Below are 18,105 nucleotides of genomic sequence, written 5' to 3' on the forward strand. Positions count from 1 at the left end.
CAATACCAGCAATAATATCATCCTCTTGGGCTCCGCTAGCATTTATCTGAGAATACTTTCTCAGCTAATAGCTGAACACCAGGTGCGATACCAGCGACTCCACCCTTTGTTTCGTCTCCATTTGCTCCAATTGTTCCGGCCACGTGTGTACCATGCGGGTTACCTTTTGATCCAGTAGGAATGACATTTGTATCGTTGTCTGCCCAGTCATAGCCTGTTGGAACTTTATCAGAATACCAAGTTTCATTTACATCTGTCTCTGCTAATTTTTAGTAATACTTTCTTGAGTCCATTTTTCTTTTGCTTTTGCAGCATCAGATAGTGTCATATCTTTATGGGTATAATCAATCCCGGAATCTACGACCGCTACTAATAAACCTTCACCTTTATACCCATATTGCTCCCATACCTTTTGGGCTTGTACTAATTCTTTACTTGCTGCCATATTTTCCTCGAAGGTTCTAGCAACATGAACATAAGTAACCCCTGGGATAGATTGGATCTCTTTTAAATTTTGAAACTCTGTTTCTACACTGAATCCATTGAATCCTTCAAAAAACCGATGCTTCACTTTGATATGAGCATTCGATTTAGAATTATTTTGTTTTGAGATTGGGTCTATAACTTTGTCTTGCTTTTCTTTAAATAGAGTTCTTTTATTTTGTACCGTTTCCTCGTTTTCAGCCTGCTGCTCCAATTGGACAATGAAACGAACAAGTTCATCTGGTTTATATTCTTTTGTTGGAGCTTCATTTTTAATGTCTTTATAGATCGAGTCATCTTGATCAGTTTCGATATTATTCTTGACTAAAAGTGGAGCTCCTTGTTCTACGATATCATCTGCCGATTCTGTTTGGGATAAAATGTCGTTGTTGTCAGCAAAAGCTGTAAATGATGAAAAAATCAATGATGTTAAAGCTGCTGTGGTCATAACTTTAAATGCCTTTATTTTTCCCTTATTCATAGATGCCGCTCCTTTTTTATATTAAATTAAAAAACTTCTAAATTTACTTAAATCACTTATGATTAATAGAATAATAGTTATTAAATACCTTTTAATTTAACTATTTCTTAACCAATAGTGAGTGGAATAAATACTAATCAAATTGTACCTATGCCTTAAAAAATCGTAAATTGGGGGAATTTCAACTAGTACTATAGCCTTATTTTTTGAAATTTTATAAAAGGATTTGTCATTTCAACTCTATTAAAAAAAGAATTTTAGGTTATTTTCGAGGGAAGATAAAATAAAATATTGTCGAATATATTATGTTAGGCAGTCATTATATTCTTGAAGTTGGGGGAATATATGGGTATTTTTTGATTTTTATGATTTTTTCAAAGAATGATTTTAGAAAACAACACTAAAGACCTAGGAAAGAGGTAGCAAAAAGGCTTGATGATTGATCGGCTAACAAAAGAAACGATAAAAAACGACAAGTAGGTTTAGGACATCTGTGTTCCCATAATAAAAAAGACTTAAATATCCTTTTTCTTGTTATTCCTTTTATTAGCTATTATTACAATGATGTTTATGTACTTTGCTTTTCTAGATAATCACTAGGTATTTAAATTCAACATCAAAAAGCGTCAAGCTCCTAAAGGAAATTGACGCTTTTTGTTATTTATTAACTGGTTCTGGATTAAATTATTCTTAAAGTGTAATTCCTTTTTCATAATTTCAAGTGCGATAGATTTGCCAACAAACCGAAGATGCCAAGGCTCGTATTTATAACCAGTAATAGCTTCTTTGCCCTTTGGATATCGAATAATAAAGCCATATTCTGTTGCATGCTCTTCTAGCCAAATGGACTTTTTTGTTTCTCCAAAGCAGTCTTCTGCAGGGCACCTACCATCTCCTCCGGTAGCATCAATTGCAAGACCGGTTTCATGTTCACTCGTGCCTGGTAGAGCACGTCCTGTATAGATTCAAATTTCATTCAAATTCTATTTATAAAATAGTTAATTTAATGGAGAATAGAAATGCTATTTTTAAGTTAACTTAATTCTTCAGTTTTAATTCAGAGAAGTGAACTAGTTTAACTTCTTGATTGTAACTATCTTCTTTCCTTATTTCACAGTAACCACATGCATATTGATGCAGAATAATATATTCTTGGCCTTCAAAAATTACTAACAATAGCCCCATTTATGACCACACTCCCTATGACAAAAATTGTGTAATGCCTTTTTAAATGGTCTACTCCTATGTTGCTGTTATTAAATAGTCTTATAAACTATTGAAAACACCTACAAATTATTAACAAAAATATTAAAATACGATTTTACAATAAAGCCTCTGCAATAATTCTACAATTTTCAACATGATTAAGAAATCTTGGATTTCTTAACTAAATGTTAAGTATCTCTTATATTTTGAATACGAAACTGAGATAATCGAAGAACAAAGCATAATATTGAATATTAATATTTTCCGGAAAGGAATCTCTGTTATGACTCTTGATAATTCGAGGTTAACAGCTTCGCTATTTGGACGATGTCGATTACATTTTGGGGAATTTCTTTTGTCTCGACGAAGGCTGTGTTATTAACTCTTGCCCCCTATTCGTTACTTGTTCTTCTGCTGGGAAATAAAAGGTAAACATAACATCAAAAAGCGTCAAGTTCCTGAAGGAAATTGACGCTTTTTGTTACTTATTAACTGGTTCTGCATGAAAATATTCTTCCAGTGTAATTCTTTTTTTCATAATTTTAAGAGCGATAGATTTTCCAACAAACCGAAGGTGCCAAGGCTCGTATTTATAACCAGTTATAGCTTCTTTTCCCTTTGGATATCGAATAATAAAGCCGTATTCTGCTGCATGCTCCTCTAGCCAAATGGCCTCTTTTGTTTCTCCGAAGCAGTCTTCTGCAGGGCACCTACCATCTCCTCCGGTAACATCAATTGCAAGACCGGTTTCATGTTCACTCGTGCCTGGCAAAGCACTGTACGTTCTTGCTTTGTCATACCCATCTTTACTTACATAATTGTTAAATAATACAGTTTGAGTTGAATGTGATCGATAACCCGAAACACCTAATAAGTAAATACCTTGTGTTCTTGCCTCAGTAAATAATTGATTAATCGCTTCCGCTGCCTCTTTACGCATTTTTTGCTTTTCAGTTTTCTCTTGAAAAACAAATGGAATATCCGCATAAATAAGCTCTGATGGTGAATAATTTTCTGGCAGCTTATGTAGGTTATTTACGAGAACAGAAATGCTCTCTGGGTTGGTGTCAACATGGATACTGCCATTATTCTGTTTTGCATGTACGGACGGTGTTGATTCAGGTTTGATTTTTGTATCTCGAAAAATATCTGTAAAACTAGTTAATAGCACTGCAAATATAATGATGCAGTCCCTGATTAATAATTTATCCAATTTGAGCACATCCATTATTAAAACTGTATACATAAATTCATTTGAATTTTAAATTAACAGGTGAATTTTATCATGGTGACTTGATTTAATGAACTCCAGAACACTTAACATGTTATGAAGTAAGGCTTAAAATTACCGATCTTTTAAAGCTTGCGAAGTCAACTTTACCATCAAGAAACCTTGTCCACTTTGCTACTATTAAACTATTAATTATTTTAACCTGTCCCTTTATCAAATAGAAAAAGCTACAGTAGCAGCCTTAACTTCTTGAATTCAACTCACCGTTAGTATCAGTGAAGTAAAATTTATCCAAAAGTCTTATTGTTTTTTCCTTCTCAAAATATCATTAAAAAAAAGACCGCATACTTCATAACTGAATGCGGTCTTTACTATTAAAGCAATTCATTGTAAATGCTTGGATTATGGCGTTCCCTTGTTTATTACTTACTATTACGTTTTACATTTATATTAATAACGTTTGAAATACCTGCGTTCAAACCACCTGTTACTTTTATTCTAAACTGGTAGGAAGTATTAGCCGTTAATCCAGTCACAACCGCTTGGTGTGAGTCAACGGTAACCTGCTGTTCTGTTTTTGCAGGACTCCATGTAGCTCCATTATCGATTGATTGCTCAACTTTCACATCAGTTGCATTGACAGCAGCTAGCCAGCTAAGTGCAGCCGTATGATTAGACTTTGACTGATTTTTCAATGTGATAATTGGAGTTGCAATTCCTAACATATTGAAGAAATCTGTAGCGTATTTACCGTCAACTTTTTCTTTTGGTTTAACGGTCGCATCTGGGTTTGATTTGTATAAATTCTTTACAAGGAAATTCATATCAGTTGCATTGACAATGCCGTCTTGGTTTAAATCTTCTATTTTGAACGTCACATTATCCTGCTGACCGAATTTATCTGCTACATGCTTCACGTCAAGGACATCAATAACACCATCACCATTCACATCACCTGCAGCAGCTCTAGGCTGAAAACCTAAAACAGCAGCATACGAACCAATTTCCTCGCCCCAAGTCGTTTTAGTTCCTGGATTCACTTTTTGGATGCTCTTTAGATGTCCAGGAGCTTCGACCACAATATCATATGGATCCTTTGATAGCGGAAGATTCTTTACACTGAAATACCCTTGCGGAAGATCAATGGTACCTGGGTATTTCACTCCATTTGAATCTTGCGCGTATACTTCTGCTCCAATTTTTGTTAAATCTTTACCCCATTGACCAGCGAATGCTTCAAGGCGCATATATGAATCTACATAGGAATGCTTAGGGATAATTTTGTAGCTGTCAATTTGGTTAAACGATGTGATTGTCGTTGGCGTATTTTCGCCAAACTTCGTGTAACTAAATGGTTTCGTATTTTCTTCACCGTCCATTGTATCCGCAAGAATGTAGAAATGATCATCTACAAGCTTGAACGTTACATCAAGGAATGCAGTGTCTCCACTAAAACCTTCGAATCCTTGTCCACTAATATGAGCTCCTACATTAACAGTGTTTTTACTCCAAGTATAAATTGGATGTTCTTTCACGACTGGTGCGTCAACTGATACGGTCAGACCGTGTTCGTCTGCATATGATTGGAACTCTTTATTTACTTTTACATCTAAAAATTCAAAGTTCTTATAGAATCCAACGTCGTACGTTCCTGACATCAGCTTTTCAACATTGTTCAAGCTTAACGTCATCGTTAATGTATCGTTTTTATACACTTTTTCTTTGTCATAAGTTGGCACAACATAAGGCGTACCTTCTTTCACAAAGGCATAAGGATAAAAATCATTTAATAAATGGCCGTTTGTTGCCTTATCCATAGGGAATAAGATCATGGTTGCTGGTCCATTTTCTATATCCGATTTTTCAATTCCAAATTTCACGTCCCCGTTCTCTTCTACTGGGAAATCTCCATCCGGGAAAAACTTCTGATTGTAATAATACCAAAGAGTATTATCAGATTGTGACCCAAATTGAGCCGTTCCTTCATCAGACAAATTCGCATGAATCCAGAAAGCATTGTACGCATTGCCATTCATCGTCTCTTGTGTAAAGTCTGAATCCTTTAGCTCATATACTTTACCTGGTTGTTTGTCCTTGAATGTCAGTTTAGGCAATGTATTGTCAATTACAATCATATGATCTTTCTCGTAAGTTTTGCCATCTGCCTCTACTGCTCTAAACTTCAATGTATATTGACCTTCTGGTAATGTTGCCATTGTATTCTTATCCGTCTTCTCTTCCTTTGGATCGCCAATAAACGGATAGTAAGAAGGTGTGAAATTTAAAAATAAATCTTTGTCTATAGGTGCTGTTGAAGCATCTACCGGCATGAAACTATTGCTTCCGAGTGGACGGCCGTCTTTGTCATAAATATACGCACGAACTGACTTAACTGGGCTATTTAATTTAAACTTTATATATCTAAAAGGGCCTGCCATAAATGGATGTCCAGGAGTCCAATTCATCGTGCTGATGGCTGGCATATCTACTTCAATAGACTCTATCCCCTTATCCACGACGCGAACAGCAAATGGTACACGATAGCTTTCTTGTGGATTTGCACGATTGACAATTTTCACATAGCCTTCGTATCTACCCTTTTCTGCCGTTCCTGGCACACGAATCGTCGCAGTCAAATCAGCAGACGCTCCAGCCGCAACAGAAATCGACTGTGCAGATGTTGTCATTTCCAGCTTATTGGCTACTGCATCAAGAACACCATTTTTCGGGTTCGAATATACGTAACTGATATCGAAATCTTTTTGCTGAGTTCCTTTATTTTTAATAACGATTTGTCGACTGTCTTCATTTGTCGCATCTTCTTTTCTGTAGATCGTGCCATAAGCAATCGATCCTGCTTCTTCGTTAATTGTGACAAGTGAACCATTATTTTCACGGTTTTCTGTTTGGTCTATGACTTTAATCGATACATCAGCTTTAACTGATTCTTTTACATCAACTAATCCTGCTCCTACTTCGTATACAGAATAATCGCTAGATAACTTATCTGCGGTATTCATTAACGCCGCTTTTACGTCAAACGGTGTGTATTCTGGATGTGCTTGTAAAATAAGAGCTGCAATACCCGCTACATGAGGCGATGCCATTGACGTACCAGAAATACGAGCATAGGCTGTCGAATAATCGATTCCGTCTTCTGGACTATGAATGTATTCCGGATAAGTGGAATAGACAGATACACCTGGTCCTACTACATCTGGTTTAATGTCATAGTTGTTCGAAACAGGTCCTCTTGAGCTGAAACTAGCAAGGTGATTCCCTTCGGTCACAACGGAAGCGACACTACCAAACGTTATTTGGGAATCTGCTGCTGCTTTTAATCGTTCTCCATCCGCTTTTGTTAAACGGAACGCTGGAATAAAGTTTGTATTTTGTGCTAAATAATTATCAATTTGTCCATCGATATTGTTATAAATAATTACAGCTGCAGCTCCCGCCTTTTTAGCGTTTGCAACTTTCTCCGTAAATGCGTACGTACCACGCTCAATTAATGCTACTTTTCCAGTTAAATCGATCGGTTGACCATTCGCATCTTGATAATCGCTCTCTCCACCTAAGCCAACAAAGACGATCGGATACGATTTGTTTGTTAACGTTTCTAAGTTATCCTTAAAATCTTTTCCTAAAAGCATCATATTGTCGAACGTTTCACTGCCAACAGTTGCCGATACTGTAGGAATCGCCATTGGAAAGTCGCTTGCTCCAACGGTAATACCTAGTGCTGCCGTCCCTGGTGAACCAAGCGTTTTCTCACCTGGACCTGCGTTTCCAGCAGAAATGACACAGGTCACACCAGCAAGTGTAGCATTATTAATCGCAACGGATTCTGCTATTAACGGATCGTTCAGTGCAACACCTAATGAAAGGTTAATAACGTCCATACCATCCTGTACCGCTTTATCAATACCACCAATAATGCTGCTTGAATATCCCTGTCCATATGGACCTAACACACGGTAGCCATATAAATCAACATCTGGTGCTACACCTAAAGCTGGATTGTCAACCGTATTTTCACCTTGCGCTGCAATCGTACCTGATACGTGAGTACCATGAGAAGTATAATACGCGTGATCACCATAATTTGGTTCTCCTGAATTCACCCAATCTTCATATGTCGTTTCCATTGGATCAGCATCGTTATCGACAAAATCCCAACCCTTTACCGTCGTTTGATTGATTGTCGTTGGATCTTCTCCCTCAGTTTTACGATATCCTTTGTATACATTCTTTAAATCTGGATGATTATAATCAATACCCGTATCAAGGACACCGACTTTAATTCCATCACCAGTTACACCGTCATTATGCAAATCTTCAATACCAGGAAGAGGTATTGAATTCTCTTTCAACGTATTTGTAGAAGTGCTTTGCACAGACACACTTGGTTGATTGATTGACGCTGACTTTGATTTCAATTGCCCATTACCAGCTGTTAAACTATTAGTATTTGAACCTTCTGGACCAATTGGATCAATTTTTACTACTTTATCTTCAAAAATTCGACTTACTAAGCCTGACTCTAGTAATTTTTCTACATCGGTTCCTAGGAGTGTCATCGCTACCCCGTTAAACGCGTGTTTGTATTCATTCGTAATTTTAATAGTTGATAGATTAGTAGAATTAAACGGAGTTACAGCACTAACTCCTTCTTTTTGTTTAGCTAATGTTTGAACATAATCTTTAAACTTTTTATGACTTTCCTTTACCTTTTTAGTAGCGTCTGATAACGAAATCTCATTTCCGAATATTTGCTCCTGAATGACTGAGACTTCTGCTGGAGCTTGTTTAAATTCCACAATAACGCGTACAAGCTCAGAGCTGGTGACGTTAATTTTTGGAGAAATGGTTATTTCATTCTCAGTATAAATTTTGTTCATAGCCTCGATCTGCGCTTGGGTTAAACTTAATGACCCTGTTTGAGATGAACTACTTTGAAGCGTACCTTGGATGATACTTTGGCTTGGGCTTTCAGCCAAAACATTATAAGGTACGACAGAAGACATCAATAAAAGCCCCATTGTTGTCTTAGTAAGGATTTTTTTAAACCTATTTTCACCCAAAACGATTCCCCTCCCAAATGTAAATTGTTTTTTTTTATAAAATTTTTCGACAATTTACTATTTTTATTTTACTTTAGGTACTTTTTCTAGTAAATTGGGGGAATTTGATACAAAACGAATAAAAAATGAGGCGCATTATCGCTTAAATATGTATAAATTTTAAACTTTTTATTGTTATGGCTTATGTTTTATGCAAAAAGAACTTGGGGAAATCCAGATAATTTAATTGGAAACAATATAAGAACCTATAGCTTGTTTTGTAATATTATTAATTAACCATTCTCCAAGACTATCTTAAGGGGGATTTGTTCTTGAAGCCTTTTTTAATATTAGTAATACTTACTTACACATTAAAATCATTAATTTTATTTAATTATCATTTATGAGTATGATAAATAATATTAAGATTTAAAATCTTCGAATATTTTCAATACGGGAGGAAAGCAGCATGTCATTGAACCAATTTTTTGATTTAACAGGAAAAACAGCAATCGTTTCTGGAGGCGGCAGCGGGTTAGGCCGTCAAATGGCAATTGCACTTGCAAAAGCTGGTGCTAACGTTGTAGTAGGTTCACGTCGTTTAGAAGTTTGCGAGAACGTTGTAAAAGAAATTGAAACGTTAGGAGGACAAGCATTTGCCCTATCATTAGATGTAACAGATCCTGAATCTGTTGGACAAGCTATAAAGAAGGTAATTTCTCAATTTGGCAAGATCGAAATTTTAGTCAACGCTAGCGGAGTAGCTTATGAAATCCCAGCGACGGAGATGCCTATTAAAGAATGGCAAGTTATGATTGATACAAATTTGACAGGTACATTCTTAATGTGTCAGGCTGTTGGAAGACATATGATTGAAAACAAATACGGAAAAATCATTAACATTTCTTCAACAGTTGCAACTAGGGGTACCGACCCAGAAGTAGTAGACTCCGTAGGATATGCAGCAAGTAAAGGTGCCGTTAACACGTTAACGAAGGATCTTGCAGTTAAGTGGGCTCGTCATGGACTAACTGTGAATGCTATCGCACCTGGAATTATGACAACTGGAATGAATGATCCACAAGTAGAAGGTACACTTGCAAATAAATTGGGCGGGGAAGGTTCTAAGACTCCTTCAAGGAGATTAGGCGGGGATAATGATATAGCTGGAGCTGTTATTTACTTTGCTTCGGCATCTTCTGATTATTGTAATGGAAATATATTGGGGATTGATGGCGGACTTGGGGCTAAGTAAATTTATACCCAACATTTGTTTGCGATTTGATAGAAATCTTAATTTTTCTTGATTTGAAAGTTACGCGTGTTAATTTAGCAAGTGAGTTAATCTTATAATTCCTGCCAAAATTAGAACATAAATTAGCAAATAAAAACAGAGGCTTTCTAATCCTCTGTTTATTAATATTGATTTTTATAATCTCTATGGATTATTACATTTGAATTGATGGATTATTTAAAGAAAAGGCTCTCCCGGTAAACCAGTAATCCCTTTTTTGTTTTTTTACCGATATAGGGTGTCTTCAGGGTAGAGCCTATAGTATAAAAACTGTATATAGTATTGAAAGAGAGACTGCGCTTTCTTGTTGCGTTCATGCTGTTTATCAAAACTCTTACTTTCTCATTCATTAACACTAATAACTACAACAATCTCAATAGGCCCCTTTATGCTCAGTGGTTGCACTTTAATTGTCCATAAGTCTTCTAGAATTTGAAATTCACATATCTGATAATGGGTTTGCTATTTTAAAAAACCTTGGTAAATATTCTTTGTGAGCCTCTAGCATTTCGTCTACTATAGCTAAAGCCACTTTATCATTAGCAACAAGCGGATTGATCGTCAATGCAACGATTGCTTTTTCACGACTTCCTTCTACCGCAGCCTCAATTGCCATCTGTTCAAAAGATTTAATCGTTTGTATCAATCCTCGAACTGGAACTGGCAATTCTCCCATCGTTAATGGAACTGGACCATCCTTTGTAATCACACAGCTAACTTCAACAGCACCGTTATATGGCAGGCCTGATATAGCCCCTTTATTCATTGTATTTAATGGTTGAATATCCCGCGTATCATTGTAAATAGATGAGATCAAACGACAAGCCGCATCAGAGTAGTATGCTCCTCCTCGTTTTTCTAGTTCAGGTGGTTTTACATCCAGCGTTTGATCTTTATATTTTTCAAATAGTGATGCTTCAATCCGTTGAACGACCTCTGCTCTTGTTTCATTAGACTCAAATTCTTTCATTTCCCTTGCCAGCATCTCAGATGTTTTGTAGTAGTAGTGATGGTACGAGCATGGAATGACATTGATACCTTTTAGGAATTCAGGTGCCCATTCCTCCGCGTCAATATTTTTTACAAAACTTGCATTTGCAGGATCCATTATCATTTCAAGAACTTTATCTTTTACACTTACTCCATCTAGATAAACATCTAATCCAAAAACCATATGATTAAGACCTGCAAAATCAATACGAATACGAGAGTGATCCACGTTTAATAGTTGTGCAATACCCATTTCCATTCCAATCGGTATATTACAAAGGCCAATAAATCTCTTATTATTTGAGTATCTTAATGCTGCCTCTGTCACCATACCTGCAGGGTTTGTAAAGTTAATTACCCATGCATTTGGACAAAGCTCTTCAACTTCCTTACAAATATCCAATATAACAGGAATCGTACGGAGCGCTTTAAACAAACCACCTGCACCATTGGTTTCTTGACCAATTACACCATGTTTTAATGGAATTTTTTCATCAAGTGTACGTGCAGCCAATTGCCCAACACGAAGTTGTGTAGTAACGAAATCGGCATCTACCAAAGCTTCACGACGATCATACGAAAGATGAATCTCTATTGGAACACCAGCTTTTTTTACCATACGCTTTGCTAGCGCTCCAACAGTTTCTAATTTTTCGCGACCTGCTTCGATATCAACAAGCCAAAGTTCTGTAACTGGTATTTTTTCATAACGCTTAATAATGCCTTCAACTAGTTCCGGCGTATAACTAGAGCCTCCACCAATTGTCACAACTTTAAATTTCTTTGACATTACTTAAGGCCCCTTTCATACATGTCAACGAACTCTGTTGCCAAGTCTTTTACGGTCATCGCATTCATCAAGTGATCTTGGGCATGAATCATTAAAAGTGAAATTTCTGTTGGATTTCCACCTATCTCAGATTGAATGAGCGATGTTTGAATATGATGTGCCTCATTTAAAGCATCATTTGCTTCTTTTAACTTCTCACGTGCTAAATCCATATTCCGTTCTTTTGCGGCATGAATGGCTTCCATTGCTGCACTTCGACCATTTCCACCATGCAAAATCAATGTAAAAATTTCTGTTTCATGTTTTACCATAAAACTGACCTCCTTTCTCTTTCAAGAGAAATTTTGAAACTCTGAAACCTAATGGCCGTAAATTTTCCAGGTTAATAACCCTTTGGGTATTCTTGTATTCTATAAAAATCTTCAAATTATATAGGAAGAAAGACGTGTAGAATTGTATCCTACTTTTTTTCTATTAGTTTAATTGCCTGCTCGAGAATAGCTTCACCATCACACATGCCATAATTCATCATATCAATAACTTCAACTGGAATGTTTTTCTCACCACAGATGTTTTTCATTTCGTTCAAAATAAAACGTACTTGTGGTCCTAACAATAACACATCAGCATCGTCGATTTCTGAGCGGACAACTGATTCAGAAACTGCCCAAATGCGTGCTGAAATCCCTTTTGACGCAGCAACTTTTTCCATTTTTGTTACGATAAGACTTGTAGACATGCCGGCAGCACAACATAGTAAAATATTCATTATGATTTCCCCTTCTATTCTAAGCTTTTAACGTCGTTCTTATTGACTACGACTAATCGAGCTAAACGATCGTGTGCAGCTAATGAGTTTGGATTCGCAAATATGCTTATAACGGATATCAAAAATGGAAGGCCTTGAAAAAGAAACATCGATAAAAATTTAAAGAAACTTCTAACAATCACTAATAATACATAAGCAAGCTTACCTTTTTTGTTATGGATGTGTGTTAGTTTCAATCGAAAGATGATCTTCCCAATTGTAGATCCTCTTAATAATAAGGTTGTTAAGACATCATAACAAAACCAGATAAGAAGCGATTGGAGAAAGGCTTCATTAAAAAGAGCCATTACCTTTACAGTAGCATCCTGACTTGCTGCTTCACCCATTGTTTTTTGAATTTCAATCATCATTGTTAAGACTCCAGGAAAGTCTGCAAATCCTGTTACTCGATAAACAATTGAAAGCAGGATTGAGATAATCACCGCATCTATAAGAAAAGCACCTATTCTTTTTAAACGTAACGGAGTAAATATTTTCTTTTTGATGTCCATAGTAGTAGGTATTCTCCTATAAAAATTAAGACTTCCGTTTGGATCTATCCTAATCAACAAAGGGTATGACGGGTGTCAAACTTGAAAAGATTGACACCCGAAAGAAGACACACCTTAATTAATTAGTAGAGTTCTACATTTCTAAGTTTTTCTTATCCGACATCTTAATATTAGCAGCTTTCTCCATTTCTAAGTTTTTCTTATCCCACATCTTAATGAATGGGAACCAAATTGCAGAGGCAACTGCAAAAGCAACCAATTGCATGACTACACCCATAATTTTACCACCAGTCATAAGATAACCACTGATGAAATATGGTGTTGTCCACGGAATAATCGTACCAGTCGTTTGTGGGAAAATACCCATTGACGTACCAAAATAAGTAACGGTTAATACTGCTACTGGTGCAAGCATGAAAGGAATCATTAAGAATGGGTTTAAGACAACCGGAACTCCAAACACAATTGGTTCGTTGACATTAAAAATGGAAGGTCCAATCGCCAAACGTCCAACTTTCTTAAGAAGGTTTGATTTTGCTAAAAACATCATATAGATAGCAACTGGTAAAGTAGCACCTGATCCACCCATCCAGATACCATTCTCATAGAATGTATACGTAATGATATGCGGCAGTGTCTCCGCACCCTCTTTTACTGCTGCTAAGTTTGCATCTGCATTTGTAATCCAAATAGGTTCCATAACAGAAGTGATGATGGATGAACCATGGATTCCAAAACTCCATAGGAGGTGTTCCATTAAACTTGCGATAAGCGTACCAATGTAGGTTGAACCTAAAATTGTAAATGGTTGTGTGACAACGACCTGGATAAAAGTTGCGAAAGTTTCCCAACTAGTTTGCGCAAATCCAAATCTAACAAATAAGAAGAAAATAATAATAACTAAACCAGGAATAAGGGCTGTAAAAGAACGTGAAACCGTTGGCGGTACAGTATCTGGTAACGTGATGATCATCTTCTTTTGTAAGAAGTAACGATAAATTTCAGCAGTAATAATGGCAACAATTAATCCAACAAACAAATACTGTGCACTAAAAAGATCAGGTGACCAAGCGGATATGCTTTCTTCATCAACCGTGAAAGTGCTCATAATGTTAACAATTAAATATCCGGCTAATGCTAAAACACCAGCTGGAACACCATCAATATTCTTTCCATCGACTTTATAACTGCCTGCTAATGAGTACGCTACACCAAACACAGCAATTAAAGCGATGATACCCATTGTACCGTTATAAACGATGTCTCCAAAAGCATTCCAATTGTCCCCAAAGGTTTTTGCCATGAAGTTTTGATACCATTCTGCTTCTAACCAAGCTACGATAATGAAAAACGAACCAATTATCATTAGCGGCATTGCAAACATAATACCATCACGTAAGGCAAGCAAATGTCTTTGATTACCTATTTTCGAAGCGATCGGTAAAAATTTCTCTTCAAAAAAATTACTTTTCATTGAATTATCACTCCTATAAGGATAAGGATCTTGGTAAATCAGAAATTTCCCTTATACCAAGATCCTTAAAAATTATTAACGCTGCGAATTCTTAGAAACAGATCTTACAAAAGTCATCACGTGGCTATCGTTTTCAAATCTAGGTTCTCCATTAATGGTCATTGCAGAGTATACAACAGTTGCAATGATATTTGCCGGCTTATCTGTTTTATACGTAACTTCTCCAGTTTCACTATCAACAGCTACATCGTCTGGTGAAGATGATTCGTAACGAACTTCTACAAATTTGTTTCCATCTGTATTTAATTTTGATTCAGCCATTGCATTTTTTAACCATGTTGGATAGGCAAAAGAATTCTTGTCAAGCTTAGTAGGAGCAATTGTTTTTTCTGATTTCTTATGGTCAACAACATTGATTGTGTATGTTATTTTAGCCGGAGTTCTAAAGAATCCATCAATAACATACGCCGTAACCGTAGCTGTTCCTGGTTTTAAACCAGTTGCATAAGCACCATAGTACTCGCCATTTACACTTAAATCGGTTGGTCTTACGTTTCCTTCATCACCGTACGTTGCTATATTTCTTAGGTCAATAACTTGAGATACATTTGCTTCAGCATTGATTTGTGCAGGTAATCCATTTCTATATCCTGCTTGATCCCAAGCATTCGTTGACCAAGACACATTCTTAATATATCCCGTTGTTTTAGCATCAAGCTTTACAGAGTCACCCACGTTAATCGTAAATGTATGTGTATCTGCATTATATTTAGCATGAGGATTCATAGTTGCTAAATTAGTTGGGTATTTAATGCTTTCTGTACCATTATTTACTGGAGCAGTAACAGTTGATCCTAATTCCTCTACATAAGCAGCATCCTCGGGATTTTGAGTCAACCAAAAAGGCATAGAAATGACTGTTGATGATTCTAATTTCGTACTGTTGCCAGAATCAATCGTTCTTCTATCCATCGTACCGAAAATGTTCGTATTGTACTTAGACATCATAACTTCATCACGTGGAATTAATTGGTCAACCATAAGATTTGGTGCTTCGTGTGTTACGTCATTTCTGTTTGCAGAAAGAACATCAAAGTTTATAAAATTGTTAGGTATACGCGTCATTTGCCAAGTTGAACCTGCAAGGTCAACTTTTGCGTTTCCGATATCAAATCCTTTTGCTTTCAATGCTCCAATAGAGGCTGCATAGAAAGTTGACATGAATGGATTTTTCTCTCTTTTTTCGTTAGTCCACCATTGATTCATGCCTTCTAAGATCGCTTTAGCGTTAAAGCTCTCAGCGTGGTGAGATAATGTGTAGTATGCTAGTGCTTCTTCTTCTTCATCAGAATAATTCATGTATGATTCGTGAGTTACACCATTTACACCGATAGCATCTCCATTATGAGCAGCAATACCAAAGTATCTTGCAAGGTATTGTAAAGTCATTTCAAGCATCGAAGATGAGTTATATGTTTTTGGATATCGTACTTCAAAGTCATTATGTTCTGTAGCTTTTGTAGACGCTTTCAAACCATTCATTACTTTGTATTCATTTGCATAATCAAGCGGTTCAATAATATCAATGTTTTGACCTTCAATGATTTCTCTTTCAGCGTCCGTATAAGCACCCATATCTCTTGCAACTACAAGCATTTGTAACAGCAATTGTGCATTTAGTGGACCATCTTCATAGTCCTGTCTATTCCATGCGTTATTTGCACCGTCAAGGAATTCAGGGTTCATATTTCCCCAAGCTGTTTGAGATGAAGGACCGTTCAGTCCATTACCAGGAGCAACGCTACCAAAACGGCTCTCAATTGGGTTCTCACCAGTCACACTCACTTGGTAATAGTTGTTTAATATCACTGCGTTCGTATGGTTAAATAAATTGTTTTTAATAAGCGCAGCAAGTTCAGGATCACTATCTTTGAACGAATTATATGCTAAGTCAAGTGTAAAGTAATGACCAACCAACTCATCTGTTGATGTAGTTGATTTATAGTAAACTTTATCACTATCTAAATTATTTTGTGTGTCGCCATTGTTTAGGTCTGCATGAACTTTTACTAAACGATCAGGGACAGCTACTGTGTCATAAGCTTTCAAATTAGTCGCGACACCGCTTTTAAATGCTCCAACAGCAGAATATTTAACTTCCTTGCCATTAATATCTGTTGTAGTTCCAGCATTCTTCCTCAACCATGCTGTATTAGCAGTAATTCCAGGAGTACCTTCAGTACCTTCTACTGTTGTAGACCCATTTTTCGAATCAAGTACTTTGTAAGTTCTTGCAAAGAAACCAGCAGAAGCAGGCTTGCCTGTATCTGTTAACGTATATTTACCATTATCATCAACGAAGACTGGCTTTCCTTCGTTCGCTGCAAGCCACGTTTTTGCTTCTTCAACCGTCTTGACGTTGCCACCTAGAGAGTTAACAACATACACAAAGTCGTTTACATTGTTTTTTGAAGGAACCTTTAATTGCATACCAGATACATAACCAAGGGTTACAATAGCTTCAACGGCACGAACTGCAGAAGCTTTCGCATCCACTGTTCTAGCATCAGATTCACCAAAGTTCTCCTTCATGTAGTTGTATCTCCAAATTTCTCCCGAAGCGTACATAGTAGTCCAAAGTCCATCGTTATCTGTATGGGTAATTGAACTTGTAGCGTCTTTATCCGCTGTCATTAATGCTTTCACCATGTCTGCTTGAGAAGCAAAGCTAACTGCACCTGATTGGAAGCCAAAACGATCAGCGAAGTTACGTGAGATTTCCTCTTGAACTAGCGCTTTACCCATTAGTGACATTTGCTTTCTAACAATATGCGTTGCATTACCTTTTTCACCCAAAACCCAAAGTCCATTATTACCATCAGACATAATGTTGGTAATCACTTCTTTGGCGTTAAATTTAGTTGAGGTTGGGTTACCATTTTTATCAAAAGCAGTACCTGAAGATTCACCAGTTTGAGGTATATATCTTCCACCCTGCAAATATTGAATTTGATCAGCCGAAGGTAAGTTGGGATCGTAGAGTGTAATGGCATCAGATACAATACCAGTAATGATTGGATGAGTATTTTCCTCACCAAGAATAATTTTATCGTTTGACTTTATTAAAGTATCTTTTGAAACCAACCATTTTACCCCGTCTTCTCCATCAATATATCCAACATAGTTTTTAGAAGGGAATTTAGTTCCTGCTGGAGCAGTAGGAATATTGGCTGTTTGCCAATTTGTTGTATAAAGGGCAGCCGGAATTTTCGGATCTCCTGCATTGTAATAGTAAACTACCTTTTCAAGATTTGTAGTGGTCTGTGACTCTATTACAGTAACTGTAATATTCACAGTTTTCGAGTTTCCATTTACATCTACTCCAGTACCAGTGATGATTGCCGAACCACCAGATACCCCTAAAATCTTTCCGCTGTAATCACCTTTTTCGTTACCAATCATATCAACATAGGCAACATATGGATCAGAAGTTGTCCATTTTACTGGCTTGGTTGTATCTAATCCGGTTGGTTTTGCATGAGTGATTTGTGTAGTATTCATATAGATGCTTGTGCCAGTTGAAACAGGAGCTACCGTAAAAGATTGAGTTGATTTAGTAGGTGCAGCGTTAACACCTACACTGCCAAAATTACCTGCAACCATTGAAGCTGCTAAAAGTGCAGCCGTAACAGGTTTACCAAAACGCCAGTTACTTTTTTTCATTTACCTTCCTCCTAAGCAAACCTTTTTTGATTGTAAAATTACCTTCTAAA

The 18,105-nt window shown here is 36.6% G+C and carries 13 protein-coding genes; 1 reads left to right on the forward strand and 12 read right to left on the reverse strand.

Features of this window, described 5'->3' with window-relative positions:
- Nucleotides 1-35: 35 nt before the first annotated feature.
- The 6 genes from QNH29_RS17880 to QNH29_RS17905 all read right to left on the reverse strand — a co-directional run bounded on the left by QNH29_RS17880 (nt 36) and on the right by QNH29_RS17905 (nt 8,485).
- The gene (locus QNH29_RS17880) at nt 36-182 is read right to left on the reverse strand and encodes a S8 family serine peptidase (protein ID WP_283865673.1); all 147 of its coding nucleotides are present in this window, start codon (nt 180-182) and stop codon (nt 36-38) included.
- 80 nt (nt 183-262) lie between these two features.
- A complete protein-coding gene (locus tag QNH29_RS17885; protein ID WP_283860727.1) occupies nt 263-964 on the reverse strand; it encodes a protease inhibitor I9 family protein in 702 nt (233 codons plus the stop codon).
- A gap of 626 nt (nt 965-1,590) precedes the next feature.
- Entirely contained in the window at nt 1,591-1,929 is a 339-nt protein-coding gene (locus QNH29_RS17890) for a M15 family metallopeptidase (RefSeq protein ID WP_349654911.1), read from the reverse strand.
- Nucleotides 1,930-2,002: 73 nt separating this feature from the next.
- A complete protein-coding gene (locus tag QNH29_RS17895) occupies nt 2,003-2,149 on the reverse strand; it encodes a hypothetical protein (protein WP_283860728.1) in 147 nt (48 codons plus the stop codon).
- Between the two features lie 502 nt (nt 2,150-2,651).
- Nucleotides 2,652-3,383, reverse strand: coding sequence for a M15 family metallopeptidase (locus tag QNH29_RS17900; RefSeq protein WP_283860729.1), 732 nt, complete (start codon nt 3,381-3,383; stop codon nt 2,652-2,654).
- 440 nt (nt 3,384-3,823) lie between these two features.
- Nucleotides 3,824-8,485 (reverse strand): S8 family serine peptidase, encoded by a 4,662-nt coding sequence (locus QNH29_RS17905; RefSeq protein ID WP_283860730.1) that lies wholly within the window; start codon nt 8,483-8,485, stop codon nt 3,824-3,826.
- Nucleotides 8,486-8,933: 448 nt separating this feature from the next.
- On the opposite strand from QNH29_RS17905, the gene QNH29_RS17910 reads away from it, so the two are divergent.
- The gene (locus QNH29_RS17910; RefSeq protein ID WP_283860731.1) at nt 8,934-9,719 is read left to right on the forward strand and encodes an SDR family NAD(P)-dependent oxidoreductase; all 786 of its coding nucleotides are present in this window, start codon (nt 8,934-8,936) and stop codon (nt 9,717-9,719) included.
- A 478-nt stretch (nt 9,720-10,197) separates the two neighbouring features.
- On the opposite strand, the gene QNH29_RS17915 is transcribed toward QNH29_RS17910, so the two are convergent.
- The 6 genes from QNH29_RS17915 to QNH29_RS17940 all read right to left on the reverse strand — a co-directional run bounded on the left by QNH29_RS17915 (nt 10,198) and on the right by QNH29_RS17940 (nt 18,055).
- On the reverse strand, nt 10,198-11,538 hold the full coding sequence (locus QNH29_RS17915; RefSeq protein WP_283860732.1) for a 6-phospho-beta-glucosidase: 1,341 nt from the start codon (nt 11,536-11,538) through the stop codon (nt 10,198-10,200).
- Complete coding sequence (locus tag QNH29_RS17920; protein WP_283860733.1) at nt 11,538-11,849, reverse strand: PTS lactose/cellobiose transporter subunit IIA; 312 nt, start codon at nt 11,847-11,849, stop codon at nt 11,538-11,540. Before QNH29_RS17920 ends, QNH29_RS17915 begins: the two co-directional genes overlap by 1 nt.
- A 149-nt stretch (nt 11,850-11,998) precedes the next feature.
- Nucleotides 11,999-12,307, reverse strand: a complete 309-nt coding sequence (locus QNH29_RS17925) for a PTS sugar transporter subunit IIB (protein ID WP_283860734.1) — start codon at nt 12,305-12,307, stop codon at nt 11,999-12,001.
- Between the two features lie 14 nt (nt 12,308-12,321).
- On the reverse strand, nt 12,322-12,858 hold the full coding sequence (locus QNH29_RS17930) for an RDD family protein (RefSeq protein WP_283860735.1): 537 nt from the start codon (nt 12,856-12,858) through the stop codon (nt 12,322-12,324).
- Nucleotides 12,859-12,991: 133 nt separating this feature from the next.
- A complete protein-coding gene (gene celB, locus QNH29_RS17935; protein ID WP_283860736.1) occupies nt 12,992-14,332 on the reverse strand; it encodes a PTS cellobiose transporter subunit IIC in 1,341 nt (446 codons plus the stop codon).
- Nucleotides 14,333-14,407: 75 nt separating this feature from the next.
- Nucleotides 14,408-18,055: a hypothetical protein gene (locus QNH29_RS17940; RefSeq protein ID WP_283860737.1), complete on the reverse strand. Its 3,648-nt coding sequence runs from the start codon at nt 18,053-18,055 to the stop codon at nt 14,408-14,410.
- Nucleotides 18,056-18,105: the final 50 nt, after the last annotated feature.

The organism is Neobacillus sp. DY30 (assembly GCF_030123065.1).
Taxonomy (GTDB): Bacteria; Bacillota; Bacilli; order Bacillales; family Cytobacillaceae; genus Neobacillus.